The organism is Roseateles sp., assembly GCF_019237615.1.
Classification (GTDB): domain Bacteria; phylum Pseudomonadota; class Gammaproteobacteria; order Burkholderiales; family Burkholderiaceae_C; genus Pelomonas.
Genome location: NZ_JAFAGT010000091.1, coordinates 58,556 through 73,205, shown reverse-complemented (window position 1 = coordinate 73,205; position 14,650 = coordinate 58,556). Strand labels below are relative to the sequence as shown.

Below are 14,650 nucleotides of genomic sequence, written 5' to 3'. Positions count from 1 at the left end.
TATCACGCCCTGGGCACTTTGATGCCGTATCCATTCGAGGGTCCACCTTGTCCCTGCGACAACGGCCTTCCCACGAACAGCCACGCTGTTCATCCCTGTGCTCCAAGCTCAGTCCCCGTAGGGAGGGAGGCATCCATTACATCTCCTGGCTGTCGTCAATCGACGGCGCGGAGTTTAGGTGCCTCTCGTGGTGCTTGCGGGTCGCGCGGTCTGCCAGGCCGGGCCAGAGGCCTGCTACCGGCTCATCCAGGTTTCGAGCTGGTCCGCCGGCATGGGCTTGGCGAACAGCCAGCCCTGGCCCTCGTGGCAGCCCAAGCCGATGAGGTAACGGCGCTGCTCCTCGGTCTCTATGCCTTCCGCGATGACCGTCAGGCCCAGGCCGCGGCCCAGGTTGACGACCATCTGCGCGATGGTGGAGCCGGCAGTGGACGACTGCGCTTCCTGGACGAAGGCACGGTCGATCTTCAGGCGGTCCACCTGCAGCTGGCGCAACTGGCTCAGCGACGAGAAGCCGGTGCCGAAGTCGTCGATGGCAACACTGAAGCCCAGGCGCTTGATGTCGGCCAACACGCGCAGCACGAGCTCGGCGTCCTCCATAGCCATCGACTCGGTGATCTCGAGCTCGATGCTGTGACCGCTCACGCCGCAGTCTCGCAGCGAGCGGGCCAGCATGTCGAGGAAGCCGGGGTGGCGGAACTGCGCCATGGACACGTTGACGGCCATGCGGAAGTCGGCGTGGCCCTGGGTCTGCAGCTTGCGTAGCTGGGCGCAGGCGGTGCGCATGACGAACTCGCCGATCGGGATGATGAGGCCACTCTGCTCGGCCAGCGGGATGAACTGGTCGGGGGCAATGAAGCGGCCGTCGGCCGTGCGCCAGCGCAGCAAGGCCTCGGCGCCTATGACGCGGCCGCTGTCGAGGTCGACCTGGGGCTGGTAGACGACGAAGAGCTGGCTCTCCTCGAAACCGGTGCGCAGCCCCTTGAGCAGCTTGAAGCGCTCGCGCGCATCGCTGCCCATGGCGGCGGAGAAATACTGCGACGAGCCACGCTGCTGCTGCTTGGCCCGCTTGAGCGCGATCTGCGCGTCGAGCAGCAGCTCTGAGCCCACGGCCTTGGATTCGCCCAGGCGCACGAGGCCGGTCGTGGCCGACAGCTGCAGGCGCTCGCCGGCGACGACGAAGGGCTCGGCGAAGACACCGTTGACAGTCTCCGGGCAGACCTTGGCATGCTCGCCCAGCACGCCGAAGGTGTCTGCGCCGACGCGGGCCATCGCGGTGTTCAGGCCCAGCATCTCGCTCAGGCGGTGCGTGACGGCCTGCAGCACCTGGTCGCCGAAATGGTGGCCGAAGGCGTCGTTGATGTCGGAGAAGTCGTCGAGGTCGATCAGTGCCAGCGTGACGCCGGTCGGGTCCTTCAGGTTCTTGTCGAGCAGCTCGACGAAGCGGTTGCGATTGGGCAGGCGCAAGAGCGGGTCGTTGTAGGCCTGGTCCAGCAACTGGCTGTAGAGGATGACGTTCTCGAAGCCGACAGCGATGTTGGAGCAGAAGGCGCGCAGCAGCTGCATGTCCAGCTCGTCCAGAGCGCGGCCCACGTCGACGAGGGCCGCCATCGCGCGGCCCTGGCCCATGCCGAAGTAAAGGCAGGTTCCATCGTCATGGAAGTTGCGCTGCTCGCGCAGGCAGCGCTCCAGGCGCTCGCGCACCGGAGCGATCTTGACCTGGGCCAGCGGCCGGTCGATGAGGCCGCTGTACTGGCCGGCAGCGGCGACGATGCGCACCTCGTCGCTGTCCTCGCCGCTGAGCTGGGCGCAGACCAACCCCTCGGGCAGTATGCCCAGCAGCGCGCAGAGCTGGATGACGACGCCCTCGGCGAAGCGACTCAGGCCGCGCATGCGCGACAGCGAAGTGCTGCTCTCGACGATCATCTCCAGCCCGCGGCGGTTGGCCTCCAGTGCACAGAGCTGGCGGTAGGAGCGCACCGCGGCGGTCAGCACCGTGTACAGGCGCGTGCGCGTCAGCTCCGACTTGGTCTTGTAGTCGTTGATGTCATAGGCCTGCACCGTCTCGATCTCGGGCGCGTAGCCAGGCTGGCCGGTGCGCAGCACGATGCGCAGGGCGTTCAGGCCCAGTTCGTCGCGGATGTGACGCACCAGTTGCAGGCCCGCGTCCTCGCTCTCCATGACGACATCCAGCAGCACGACGGCGAGGTCCTCCTCGCTGGCAAGCAGCTGGCGGGCCTGGGCGGCGGAAGAGGCATGCAGGAAAACCAGCGGCTGGCCCTCGACCGTCAGGCCCTGCATGGCCAGCTCGGTGGCCTTGTGGACGTCGCCGTCGTCGTCGACGATGAGGATGCGCCAGGGCCTGTCGTTGTGTCGATGTTCGCCGTCGGCGTGCTCGGGCTCGTCAAGGAGTTCGAGCAGGTCGTCGTCAGCGGCGGGTGTCTCTTGCATGGGGGAGAGGGCTCCGGGCACGGGGGCGGCCGCGGCCGCGGCTACCTCGTCGGTCAAGAGACGCAAGCGTAGTGCATCCGCACACGCCCTGTCACAAAAAGCGCGGGCAAATGTCCCGCCGCAGGCGTCAACGCTTACCGGGTTTGCCCGGACGTGTACCGCCCGTTCGCGCGGCACCGCTGACTCGCGGCGGCAGGCCGGTGTGCTGCGTCAAAAGCTGGCCCTTGCGCGCCGTCGCCGGCCCCGCCGCGGGCTTGGCCCCGGTCGAGTTCTTGCGCCGCGCGCTGTCGTAGCTGCCATCGGTGATGGGCTGGTAGCTCGGGATCAGGTGATGCTTGCCATTGCCGATCAGGTCGGCGCGGCCCATGGCCTTCAGCGCCTCGCGCAGCAGCGGCCAGTTGTTGGCATCGTGGTAGCGCAGGAAGGCCTTGTGCAGCCGGCGGCGGCGCTCGCCGCGCACGATGTCCACCTTCTCGCCGCGGCTCTCGTCGCGGCTGATGCCCTTCAGCGGGTTGAGGCCCGAGTGGTACATGGCCGTCGCCGTCGCCATGGGGCTGGGGTAGAAGGTCTGCACCTGGTCGGCGCGAAAGCCGTTGCGCTTGAGCCAGACGGCGAGGTTCATCATGTCCTCGTCGCTGGTGCCGGGGTGGGCGGCGATGAAGTAGGGGATGAGGTACTGCTTCTTGCCAGCGGCGGCGCTGGCTGCCTCGAACATCTGCTTGAAGCGGTCGTAGGTGCCGATGCCCGGCTTCATCATCTTGGACAGCGGGCCGGTTTCAGTGTGCTCGGGCGCGATCTTCAGGTAGCCGCCGACATGGTGGGTCACCAGTTCCTTCACGTACTCGGGCGACTGCACCGCCAGGTCGTAGCGCAGGCCCGAGCCGATGAGGATCTTCTTGACGCCCGGCAGCGCACGCGCGCGGCGGTACATCTTGATGAGCGGGTCGTGGCTGGTACTGAGGTTGGGACAGATGCCCGGGTAGACGCAACTGGGTTTGCGGCAGGCAGCCTCGATCTCGGGGCTCTTGCAGCCGATGCGGTACATGTTGGCCGTGGGGCCGCCCAGGTCCGACACGATGCCCGTGAAGCCCTTGACCTTGTCGCGCATCTCCTCGATCTCGCGGATCACGGAGTCTTCCGAGCGGCTCTGGATGATGCGGCCCTCGTGCTCGGTGATGGAGCAGAAGGTGCAGCCGCCGAAGCAGCCGCGCATGATGTTCACGCTGAAGCGGATCATCTCCCAGGCAGGGATCTTGGTCGCGCCGTCATGGCTGCCGGCCTCGTCCGCATAGCTCGGGTGCGGGCTGCGCGCGTAGGGCAGGTCGAACACATGATCCATCTCCGGCGTCGTCAGCGGGATGGGCGGCGGATTGATCCAGAGGTCGCGCGCGATGCCGTTGAAGTCGTAGCGCTGCACCAGCGCGCGCGCGTTGCCAGGGTTGGTCTCCAGGTGCAGCACGCGGTTGGCATGGGCGTACAGCACCGGGTCGCTCCTGACCTGCTCGTAGGCCGGCAGCCGCACCACCGTATGGTCGCGCGGCGGCATGCTGATGCGGCCGGTCTTGTGCAGGGTGATGGGCTTGGCGCCGTCGTCGTTGGAGGCGCAGGCCTTGTTGTCGTCGACGACCTGGTAAGGGCTGATGAGCGCGTCGATGCGGCCCGGGCGGTCCACCTCGGTCGAGTCCAGCTCGAACCAGCCCTCGGCCGTCGTGTCGTCCGTGCGGCGCATGAAGGCCGTACCGCGCACGTCGGTCAGGGTCTCGATGGACTCCCGGCGCGCCAGGCGATGGGCAATCTCGACGATGGCGCGCTCGGCGTTGCCGTAGACCAGCAGGTCGGCCTTGCTGTCCACCAGGATGGAGCGGCGCACCTTGTCCTGCCAGTAGTCGTAGTGCGCGATGCGGCGTAGCGAGGCCTCGATGCCGCCGATGACGACCGGCACGTCCTTGAAGGCCTCCTGGCAGCGCTGGGTGTAGACCAGCGTCGCGCGGTCGGGGCGGCGGCCGCCCTCGCCGCCGGGCGTGTAGGCGTCGTCGCTGCGAATCTTCCGATCAGCCGTGTAGCGGTTGATCATGGAATCCATGTTGCCGGCCGCGACGCCGAAGAACAGGTTGGGCTTGCCCAGCACCTTGAAGGCGTCGGCGCTGTTCCAGTCCGGCTGGGCAATGATGCCGACGCGAAAGCCCTGGGCCTCCAGCGTGCGGCCGATGACGGCCATGCCGAAGCTGGGGTGGTCGACGTAGGCGTCACCTGTGACGACGATGATGTCGCAGCTGTCCCAGCCGAGCTGCTCCATCTCCTGCCGGCTCATGGGCAGGAACGGGGCGGGGCCGAAACGCTTGGCCCAGAAGGGACGGTAAGCAGTCAGGGCCTTGGGAGCGGCGGGCAGTGCGGACATAGCCATCGATTGTCGTTGGAGCGGCCCCGAAAAGCACAAAGCCCGCGCTGGGCGCGGGCTTCAGGCACAAGGCCGAGGCGTGATTACAGCGCGCGGATGTTGGCGGCTTGCAGGCCCTTGGGGCCCTGCTTCACTTCGAACTCGACCTGCGCGCCTTCGGCCAGCGTACGGAAGCCGCCGTTGTTCTTGATCTCGCTGTGGTGCGCGAACAGATCCTTGCCGCCGTCGGCGGGGGTGATGAAGCCGAAGCCCTTGCCATCGTCGAACCACTTGACGATGCCGTTTTGCATGGTGCTCATTGAGAGATTTCCTTGGTGTTGTCGATTCAATTTCACCCACAGCCCGAGCGGCTGCGGCAAAACACAACACTCAACATCAGACGGGGCGAACACGGTCAGCAGCGCTGCCGACCGTAACCACAGATTGTAAAGGCTCAGGCCGCCAGCAAGGGCTGGATGGCAATCGTCACATTGCGGGCGCGCGCGCCGCCGCCCTGGACGCGGCTTTCCTCGAACACTTCGCAGGCGCTGTCACGGCAGGCCCCGCAGGCCGTGGCCACTCGCAGGTCGTCCTGCAGCGCCTCGAAGCTCGGGCAGCCGCTGGAGGCGGCAATCGCGATGTCGCGGTCGGAGACGCGGTGGCAGACACAAACAATCATGGGTCGCGAGTTTAATGCGAATCGATCTCATTTGCAAAAAGAGCGGTTTTGCCAAAGGGCTTTCGCTGGGGATACTGCGACCCAATTTCACGTTTCGGAGCCGGCCATGAAAGGCGATCCCCAAGTCCTCGTCCACCTGAACCAGCAGCTCAAGCTGGAGCTGACCGCCATCAACCAGTACTTCCTCCATGCCCGCATGCTGAAGAACTGGGGCCTGATGAAGATGGCCAAACATGAATACGAGGAGTCCATCGAGGAGATGAAGCACGCCGACAAGCTCATCGAGCGCGTGCTGACGCTGGACGGCCTGCCCAACCTGCAGGACCTGGGCAAGCTCTACATCGGCGAGAACGCCGTCGAGACGATGAAGTGCGACCTCATCATCGAAAAGGCCTCGCATGTGCACCTGAAGGAGGCCATCGCCCACTGCGAGAGCGTGCGTGACTATGTGTCCCGCGAGCTGTTCGTGCAGATCCTCGACGACACCGAGGAGCACATCGACCACCTGGAAACCCAGATCGAACTGGTCGGCACGGTTGGCGAGCAGAACTATCTGCAGTCGCAGATGGGCGACGCCGACTGAGCGGCCGCCAACCCCGGACGGAAGCCGCCCGCCCTGGGCGGCCATAGCCCCAAGAAAACAACTTAAAGAACGCAACTTTCAGAACTGAAAGTTTGGTTTTTCCAGGGCGCCTGGCCCGCGCGAGCGGGGTTGGGTTGCTCAGAGGAAGCGTTCCAGCAGCCGCCTGGAATGCTTGTCCAGCGCCCAGCGGTCGGGCACCTGCAGTTGCACGCCATGGCTGGACGTGATGAGCAGGCGCCCCTCCTCCAGCCGGCGGATGTCCTCCTCGTTCTTCAGCACGAAGTCGATCTCGCCGCGGTCGGTCTCGATGCGCCAGGTGCTGGGCGTGGCGAAGGTGTTCACGGCGATCAGCCGCTTGAGCACGGGGTGGAACTCGCGAGCGGCCAGCTCGCCCTCCAGCAGGCCGCGCGGGCCGTCGGGAAGCGCGGACAGGCGCGGCACCCAGGCCAGCTCATGCCCATGCGCTCCCACCAGCGACAGCCCCTCCCCGGGCGCCGAGATCGGGTGCGCGCGCACCGGCGTCACGCCCACATGGGCGTCGCCATGCAGGTCGGTCAGCACCAGCTTGCCGAAGGCGTCCAGGTGCAGGTCGCGAAAAGGCAGCTCTTTCATGCGTTCACCGTGTGGGCGTTCGGGTTGGGCGCGACGACAAGCAGGCCGGCGTCCTCGGCCGCCTCGGCGTCGACGCGGCGGGCCTGCGCCTCCCAAAGCCGCCAGTAATGACCCTGCTGGGCGATCAGTTCGTCATGCGGGCCCAGCTCGACGATCTCGCCGCGGTCCATGACGACCAGCCGGTCAGCCTTGCGCAGCGTCGACAGTCGGTGGGCGATGGCGATGGTGGTGCGGCCCTTCACGAGGTTGTCCAGCGCACGCTGGATCTCCTTCTCGGTCTCGGTGTCCACGGCCGAGGTCGCCTCGTCGAGGATGAGGATGGCAGGGTCGATCAGCAGCGCGCGGGCGATGGAGATGCGCTGGCGCTCGCCGCCGGACAGCCCTTGGCCGCGCTCGCCGACCAGGCTGTCGTAGCCATGCGGCAGCCGCAGGATGAACTCGTGCGCATGGGCAGCGCGGGCGGCGGAGACGATCTCGTCGCGCGTCGCGCCGGGCTTGCCATAAGCGATGTTCTCGGCGATGGTGCCGAAGAACAGGAAGGGTTCCTGGAGCACCAGGCCGATGTGGCGGCGGTAGTCGGCCACCTTGACGCGACGCAGGTCCACGCCGTCCACCTTGATGGCGCCCTCGGTCACGTCGTAGAAGCGGCAGATCAGGTTGACCAGCGTGCTCTTGCCCGAGCCGCTGTGGCCCACCAGGCCCACCATCTCGCCGGGACGGATATCCAGGTTCAGCGAGCGGATGACCGAGCGCGAGCCGTAGCGGAAGTTGACGCCCTGCAGCGAGATCGCGCCGCTCACGTTCTCGAAGGGCTGCGGGCTGACCGGGTCGGGCACGTTGGAGACATGGTCCAGGATGTCGAAGATGCGCTTGGCACCGGCCGCGGCCTTCTGCGTGACCGACACGATGCGGCTCATGGAGTCCAGCCGCGCATAGAAGCGTCCGATATAGGCGAGGAAGGCCGTCAGCACGCCCACCGTGATGCTCTGCTGGGCGATCAGCCAGATGCCTATGCCCCAGACCACCAGCAGCCCCATCTCGGTCAGCAGCCCGACCGTGGGCGTGAACAGGCTCCAGGTGCGGTTGAGCCGGTCGTTGACCTGCAGGTTCTTCGCGTTGGCCTCGCGGAAGCGCGTGGCCTCGCGCCGCTCCTGCGCGAAGGCCTTGACGACGCGGATGCCGGGGATGGTGTCGGCCAGCACGTTGGTGATCTCGCCCCAGACGCGGTCTATCTTCTCGAAGCCGGTACGCAGCCGGTCGCGCACCAGGTGGATGAGCCAGGCAATGAAGGGCAGCGGCACCAGCGTCGCCAGCGCCAGGCCGGGGTGAATGCTGAACAGGATGACGGCCGTCATGCCCAGCATCAGCACGTCGGTGATGAAGTCCAGCGCATGCAGGCTCAGGAACACCGAGATGCGGTCCGTCTCCGAGCCGATGCGGGCCATCAGGTCGCCGGTGCGCTTGTTGCCGAAATACTCCAGCGACAGGCCCAGCAGATGCTCGAAGGTGGCCGTGCGCAGGTCGGCTGCGATGCGCTCCGACACCAGCGCCAGCAGATAGGTCTTGGCCCAGCCCAGCGCCCAGGAAAACAGCGCCGCGCCCAGCAAACCGCTGAGCAGCAGCATGACCAGATGGGGGTCGATGGCCCGCCCGTTCTGGAACGGGATCAGCACCTTGTCCATCAGCGGCATGGTCAGGTAGGGTGCGACCAGCGTCGCGCCGGTGGCGCCCAGCATCAGCGCAAAGCCAAGCAGCAACTGGCCCTGGTAGGGCCTGGCGAAGCGTCCCAGACGCAGCAGCACCCAGGTGCTGGGTGGCGCGCCAGCCTCGCCAAAGTCGAAATCGGGCTCCTCGCCCTCGGCCTCGGCCATGGGCAACACCCGCCCCTCCAGGCGCCGCAATTCCTGGTCCAGCGCGTCGACGAAACGCACGGCCGCCGGGTTGCAGGCCAGCGTGAAGCGCCAGCGCGCGAGACGCCGGCTGTGGTCGAACAGCTCCAGGAAGGCGAGGCCACCATGGTCGCTGAGCTTGAGCTGCTGGCCGGCGGCCAGCGTGAACTCGGTCCAGTCGCCGCCCAGCGGCTCGTAGGCAAGCAGGCGTGAATTCGTCAGCGCGATCAGCCCCTGCGCGAAGCGCCCTGCGGAGTCCAGGTCAACCTCCAGCGTGGCCAAGACGTTCTCGCCAGCACGAAGCCGCCCTTCAAGGGCGGCCATTTGAGGATGAGGCGGTGTCGTGGTGGGAAGGTCACTCATGTTGTTCTTGCTCTGACGGGCTGCTGCAATTCTCCGCCATGAGTTCGGCGCAAAATGCCTCGCGCTCCCCACACTCCCAAGCCATGAGCAAGAAGAACGATATCCGCCTGCTGCGCATCAACTACCTGCGCGGGCCCAATATGTGGACCTACCGCCCCGTGCTGGAGGTCTGGCTGGACCTGGGGGAGCTGGAAGACCACCCCAGCCACCTGCTGCCGGGCTTTAACGACCGCCTGACGGCCGCCCTGCCCGCCCTCATCGAGCACCACTGCGGCGTCGGCGAGCGCGGCGGCTTCATTGAGCGCCTGCGCGACGGCACCTGGATGGGACATGTGCTGGAGCACATCGTCATCGAGCTGCTCAACCTGGCTGGCATGCCCACCGGCTTCGGCCAGACCCGCTCCACCAGCCGACGCGGCGTCTACCGCATGGTGTTCCGCGCCCGCGACGAGCAGGTGGCCCGCGCCGCGCTGGCCGAGGGCCACGCCCTCATCATGGCCATGATCAACGACGAAGGCTTCGACGTGCCCGCCGCCGTGGCCCGGGTGCGCGACAAGCTGGACGACTGCTACCTGGGCCCGTCCACCGCCGCCATCGTCGCGGCCGCGACGGACCGCCGCATCCCGCACATCCGCCTGAACGACGGCAATCTCGTGCAGCTGGGCCACGGCGCCCGCCAGCGCCGCATATGGACGGCCGAGACCGACATGACCAGCGCCATCGCCGAGGGCATCGCCGGCGACAAGGACCTGACCAAGACGCTGCTCAAGGCCGTCGGCGTGCCCGTGCCCGCCGGCCAGGAGGTCAGGAGTGCCAACGCGGCCTGGGAGGCCGCGCAGGACATCGGCCTGCCCGTGGTCATCAAGCCCAGCGACGGCAACCATGGCCGCGGCGTCACGCTGGACATCCAGACCGAGGCCGACTGCGAGGCCGCCTTCAAGCTGGCCGACGCCGAGGGCTCCTCGGTGCTGGTGGAGAGCTACATCCGCGGCAACGAGCACCGCGTGCTGGTCGTCGGTGGCCAGGTCGTCGCCGCCGCGCGCGGCGAGGCCGCCTGGGTGCATGGCGACGGCCGGCACACGGTCGCCCAGCTTATCGACTTGCAGATCAACACCGACCCGCGCCGCGGCCTGACCGAGGACTTCCCGCTGAACCGCATCCAGCTCGGCGAAGACCCAGTCGTGCTGCTGGACCTGCAGCGCCAGGGCTTCACGCCCGAGGCTGTGCCGGCGGCGGGCAAGGCCGTGCTGATCCAGCGCAACGGCAACGTCGCCATCGACTGCACGTCCGAGGTCCACCCCGAGGTGGTCCACGCCGTATCGCTGGCCGCCCGCACCGTGGGCCTGGACATCGCCGGCGTGGACCTCGTCACCGAGGACATCGGCAAGCCGCTCAGCGAGACCGGTGGCGCCATCGTCGAGGTCAACGCCGGGCCGGGCCTGCTGATGCACCTGAAGCCGGCCGGCGGCGCGCCCCAGCCGGTGGGCCAGGCCATCATCGATCACCTGTTCGCCGAGGACGAATCGGGCCGCATCCCCATCGTCGGCGTGGCCGGCTCGCGCGGCGGCCACCAGATTGCCCGTCTCGTCGCCTGGCTGCTGCACCTGAACGGCCGCCACGTGGGCCTGGCCTGCCGCGACGGCCTGTTCCTGGGCACGCGCCGCGTCGAGAAGCGCGACAGCGCCCGTTGGGACGCCGCCCATCGCCTGCTGATGAACCGCGGCGTCAACGCCGTCGTCGTCGAGAACGACCCGGCCTCCATCCTGCGTGACGGCCTGGCCTATGACCGCGCCCTGGTCGGCGTCGTCACGGACATGGACGGCATCGCCGAGCTGGCCGACTTCGACGTGCAGGACGCCGACCAGCTCTACAAGGTGCTGCGCACCCAGGTCGACGTGGTGCTCAGCGACGGCGCCAGCGTGCTGAACGCGGCCCATCCGCGCCTCGTCGACATGGCCGAACTCAGCGACGGCGAGGTCGTCTTCTACGCCGAGGACGGCGGCCTGGAAGCCGTCCGCCACCACCGCGACCGCGGTGGCCGCGCCGTCTTCCTGCGCGGCGGCGCCGCCGTGCTGGCGCAAGGCCCGGCCGAGACGCCCGGCGCCAACATCGACGCGCTGCTGCACCGCTTCGGTGCGAAGGCCACCGATGCCTCGACACTGCTGGCCGCCGTCGCCACCGCCTGGGCCCTGGGCATCTCGCCCGAGCTCATCGCCGCCGGCCTGGACACCTTCGTCCCCGAACTCCACCTCGCGTAAACAAGAACGAACATGGACGTTTCCCGCACCCGCGCGCTGCGCGGCCCCAACATGTGGAGCCGCCACACGACCATCGAGGCCGTCGTGCATTGCAGCGAGGCCGAGCGCTCGCTGGAGCGACTGCCCGGCTTCGAGCCCCGTCTGCGCCAGCTCTTCCCCACCATCGGCGAGCTGCGCGCCGACACCTCGCTGGCCCAGGTGCTGGAGCAGGCCACGCTGGCCCTGCAGGCCCAGGCCGGCTGCCCTGTCACCTTCAGCCAGACGCACGTCACGCCCGAGGCCGGCACCTACCAGATCGTCGTCGAGTACAGCGAGGAGGACGTCGGCCGCCTCGCCTTCGAGCAGGCCCTGAAGCTGGTGCTGGCCGCGCTGGACGGCGGCGAGTTCGACGCCGACGCCGTGCTCAGCGGATTGCGCGAGCTGGACGAGGACATCCGCCTCGGCCCCTCCACCGGCTCCATCGTCAACGCCGCAATCGCGCGCGGCATACCGTTCCGCCGGCTGACACAGGGCAGCCTGGTGCAGTTCGGCTGGGGCGCCAAGCAGCGCCGCATCTGGGCCGCCGAGGTGGACGCGACCAGCGCCGTCTCCGAGTCCATCGCCCAGGACAAGGACCTCTGCAAGCGCCTGCTGCAGGCCGCCGGCGTGCCGGTGCCCACGGGTCGCCCGGTGGACTCGCCGGACGACGGCTGGGCCGTCGCACTGGAGATCGGCTTGCCGGTCGTCGTGAAGCCCCAGGACGGCAACCAGGGCAAGGGCGTCACCGTCAACGTCGTGAACCGAGAGCATTTCGACATCGCCTACAAGGCCGCCGACGAGATCGGCCAGGTCATGGTGGAGAAGTTCCTGCCAGGCGGCGACTACCGGCTGCTGGTCATCGGCGACAAGCTCATCGCCGCCGCCCGCCGCGACCCGCCCCATGTCATCGGCGACGGCCAGCTGACCGTCAAGCAGCTGGTCGACAAGGTCAATGCCGACCCGCGCCGCGGCGACGGTCATGCCACCTCGCTGACCAAGATCCGCTTCGACGACATCGCGGTCGCACGCCTGACGCAGCAGAACCTGACGCCCGAGTCCGTGCCAGAGAAGGGCCAGCGCGTCATCCTGCGCAACAACGCCAACCTGTCCACCGGCGGCACCGCCACCGACGTGACGGACGATGTGCACCCCGAAGTGGCGGCCCGCGCCATCGCGGCGGCCCAGGTCGTGGGCTTGCATGTCTGCGGCGTGGACGTGGTGGCCGAGAGTGTGCTGCGGCCGCTGGAGGAGATCAACGGTGGCATCGTCGAGGTCAACGCCGCGCCCGGCCTGCGCATGCACCTGAGCCCCAGCTACGGCAAGGGCCGCAACGTCGGTGAGGGCATCGTGGGCCACCTGTTCGGCACCGGCCCCAAGGCCGAGGACGGCCGCATCCCGGTCGTCGCCGTCACCGGCACCAACGGCAAGACGACGGTCACGCGCCTCATCGCCCACATGTTCGCCAGCTGCGGGCTCAAGGTCGGCATGACCAACACCGACGGCGTCTACGTCGACGGTCGGCAGATCGACAGCGGCGACTGCTCCGGCCCCAAGAGCGCACGCAACGTGCTGATGCACCCCGACGTGGAAGCCGCGGTTCTCGAGACCGCCCGCGGTGGCATCCTGCGCGAAGGCCTGGGCTTCGACCGCTGCCAGGTCGCCGTCGTCACCAACGTCGGCGCGGGCGACCACCTGGGCATGAACTTCCTGCACACGGCCGAGGACCTGGTGCTGGTCAAGCGCGTCATCGTTCAGAACGTCGCCCCCACCGGCTATGCGGTGCTGAACGCGACCGACCCGCTGACGGCCGAGATGGCCGCTGTCTGCCCCGGTCAGGTCATCTACTTTGCCGCCGACCGGCACCACCCGCTGATGGCCACACACCGCGCCCAGGGCAAGCGCTGCGTCTACGTGGATGGCGACCAGCTCGTCGCAGCCCAGGGCGTGTGGCGCGAGAGCATCCCGCTGCGCGACATCCCGCTGACGCGCGGCGGCGTCATTGGCTTCCAGGTCGAGAACGCAATGGCCGCCGTCGCCGCAGCCTGGGCCGTGGGCCTGGACTGGGACACCATACGCCGTGGCGTCGGCAGCTTCGCCAATGACGCCGACAACGCGCCCGGCCGCTTCAACGTGATGGACTACCGCGGCGCCACCGTCATCGCCGACTACGGCCACAACGGCGACGCGATGAAGGCCCTGGTGGGTGCCGTGGCCGCCATGCCGGCGCACAAGCGCGTGGTGGTCATCAGCGGCGCTGGCGATCGCCGCGACGAGGACATCCGCGTGCAGACCGAGATCCTCGGCGCCGCCTTCGACGACGTCATCCTCTACGAGGATGCCTGCCAGCGCGGCCGCCAGGCCGGCGAGGTCGTCGCGTTGCTGCGCGCCGGACTGGAAGGCGCGTCACGTACGACACACATCGAGGAGATCGTCGGCGAGTTCATCGCCATCGACCGCGCGCTGGCGCGCCTGCGGCCGGGCGACCTCTGCCTGGTGCTGGTCGATCAGGTGGAAGAGGCCCTGGCCCATCTCGCCAGGCGTATCGCGGAAGCCTAGCGGTAGCGCCCCAGCAGGTGGTTCAGTTCACCGTCGCCGACCAGGCCCTGGATGGCCGCGTTCAGTGCCGCCAGCCCGACCGGGCTGCTGGGCGACAGCGCACATCGGGCCAGCACCTCGGACACCACTAGCGGTGCGTGCAGCGCCAGCTTGAAGCGGCCGATGCGCTGCTGGTACTCCAGCACGCGCCGCCCCGTCAGCGCATGCTGCACGCGGCCGAGCCCGAGCTTCTGCAGGTTTGCCGGCGCGTCGGGCGCGTCGTCGCGCCTGAAGCCGGTGCGCAGGACCCCGACCACTTCGGGGTAGACATAGCCGCGCACCGTGCCCAACGGTTGGCCGGCCAGCGCCACCAGCCCGGCCGGGGCCGGCGCCGTGGCGGCACTGATGAGCAGGGCCTGGTCGGGAAGGAAGGGCCGGCTCCAGGCGAAGGTGCCGGGCAGCCAGTCGCTCTGGTAGTCGCACAACAGGTCGCCCTCGCCACGCTGCAAGGCCTCGGCGAGGCGCTTGCGCGGCACCGGCAGGGCCACCAGCTCGCGACCCAGCCGCCGGGCCAGGGCCTGGCCCAGGTCCAGGTGCAGGCCTTCGACAACGCGCTCGCCCTCGATGCGCGCCTGGGGCATCAGCGCGCTGGTCTCCACCAGCATCACCAGCGGCCGCGCCGGCTCCGCGCCGGTGGACAATAGCTGGCCCAGCAGCAGCAGCGCGGCCAGGCTGCCCCGCAGTCCCCGCTCCCAACGACGCCATGCGTTGAACATGCGTGCATCATGCCGTGCCCGAGCGTCCCGCAGCGGCCGGCGCCGCGCGAACGTGACCCATGCACACGAGGCGCGGACGCCTCCCCGCAAGCCCCTTACCAGTTCCGAGACA

10 protein-coding genes are annotated in these 14,650 nt (G+C 68.4%); 3 read left to right on the top strand and 7 right to left on the bottom strand.

Annotated features, from left to right (window positions below):
* Nucleotides 1-234: 234 nt before the first annotated feature.
* From JOY88_RS19015 to JOY88_RS19000, 4 genes are all read right to left on the bottom strand, one after another.
* Nucleotides 235-2,448: a putative bifunctional diguanylate cyclase/phosphodiesterase gene (locus JOY88_RS19015; protein ID WP_293504205.1), complete on the bottom strand. Its 2,214-nt coding sequence runs from the start codon at nt 2,446-2,448 to the stop codon at nt 235-237.
* A gap of 127 nt (nt 2,449-2,575) precedes the next feature.
* Entirely contained in the window at nt 2,576-4,846 is a 2,271-nt protein-coding gene (locus JOY88_RS19010; RefSeq protein WP_293504204.1) for a YgiQ family radical SAM protein, read from the bottom strand.
* Nucleotides 4,847-4,929: 83 nt separating this feature from the next.
* Nucleotides 4,930-5,136, bottom strand: a complete 207-nt coding sequence (locus JOY88_RS19005) for a cold-shock protein (RefSeq protein WP_293504209.1) — start codon at nt 5,134-5,136, stop codon at nt 4,930-4,932.
* A gap of 143 nt (nt 5,137-5,279) precedes the next feature.
* Nucleotides 5,280-5,504 carry a (2Fe-2S)-binding protein gene (locus JOY88_RS19000; protein WP_293504203.1) on the bottom strand — a complete coding sequence of 75 codons (225 nt, stop codon included), beginning with the start codon at nt 5,502-5,504 and terminating at the stop codon, nt 5,280-5,282.
* Between the two features lie 106 nt (nt 5,505-5,610).
* Here JOY88_RS19000 and bfr point away from each other — a divergent pair, with 106 nt between their 5' ends.
* Complete coding sequence (bfr, locus tag JOY88_RS18995) at nt 5,611-6,087, top strand: bacterioferritin (protein WP_293504202.1); 477 nt, start codon at nt 5,611-5,613, stop codon at nt 6,085-6,087.
* A 138-nt stretch (nt 6,088-6,225) separates the two neighbouring features.
* On the opposite strand, the gene JOY88_RS18990 is transcribed toward bfr, so the two are convergent.
* Complete coding sequence (locus JOY88_RS18990) at nt 6,226-6,699, bottom strand: cyanophycin metabolism-associated DUF1854 family protein (RefSeq protein ID WP_293504201.1); 474 nt, start codon at nt 6,697-6,699, stop codon at nt 6,226-6,228.
* Nucleotides 6,696-8,951 (bottom strand): cyanophycin metabolism-associated ABC transporter, encoded by a 2,256-nt coding sequence (locus JOY88_RS18985; protein ID WP_524539236.1) that lies wholly within the window; start codon nt 8,949-8,951, stop codon nt 6,696-6,698. The genes JOY88_RS18990 and JOY88_RS18985 overlap by 4 nt, the downstream gene beginning before the upstream one ends.
* 83 nt (nt 8,952-9,034) lie before the next feature.
* Here JOY88_RS18985 and JOY88_RS18980 point away from each other — a divergent pair, with 83 nt between their 5' ends.
* Nucleotides 9,035-11,209, top strand: coding sequence for a cyanophycin synthetase (locus JOY88_RS18980; protein WP_293504199.1), 2,175 nt, complete (start codon nt 9,035-9,037; stop codon nt 11,207-11,209).
* 12 nt (nt 11,210-11,221) lie between these two features.
* Complete coding sequence (cphA, locus tag JOY88_RS18975; protein ID WP_293504198.1) at nt 11,222-13,783, top strand: cyanophycin synthetase; 2,562 nt, start codon at nt 11,222-11,224, stop codon at nt 13,781-13,783.
* On the opposite strand, the gene JOY88_RS18970 is transcribed toward cphA, so the two are convergent.
* The gene (locus JOY88_RS18970) at nt 13,780-14,538 is read right to left on the bottom strand and encodes a substrate-binding periplasmic protein (protein WP_293504197.1); all 759 of its coding nucleotides are present in this window, start codon (nt 14,536-14,538) and stop codon (nt 13,780-13,782) included. The genes cphA and JOY88_RS18970 overlap by 4 nt on opposite strands.
* Nucleotides 14,539-14,650 lie beyond the last annotated feature (112 nt).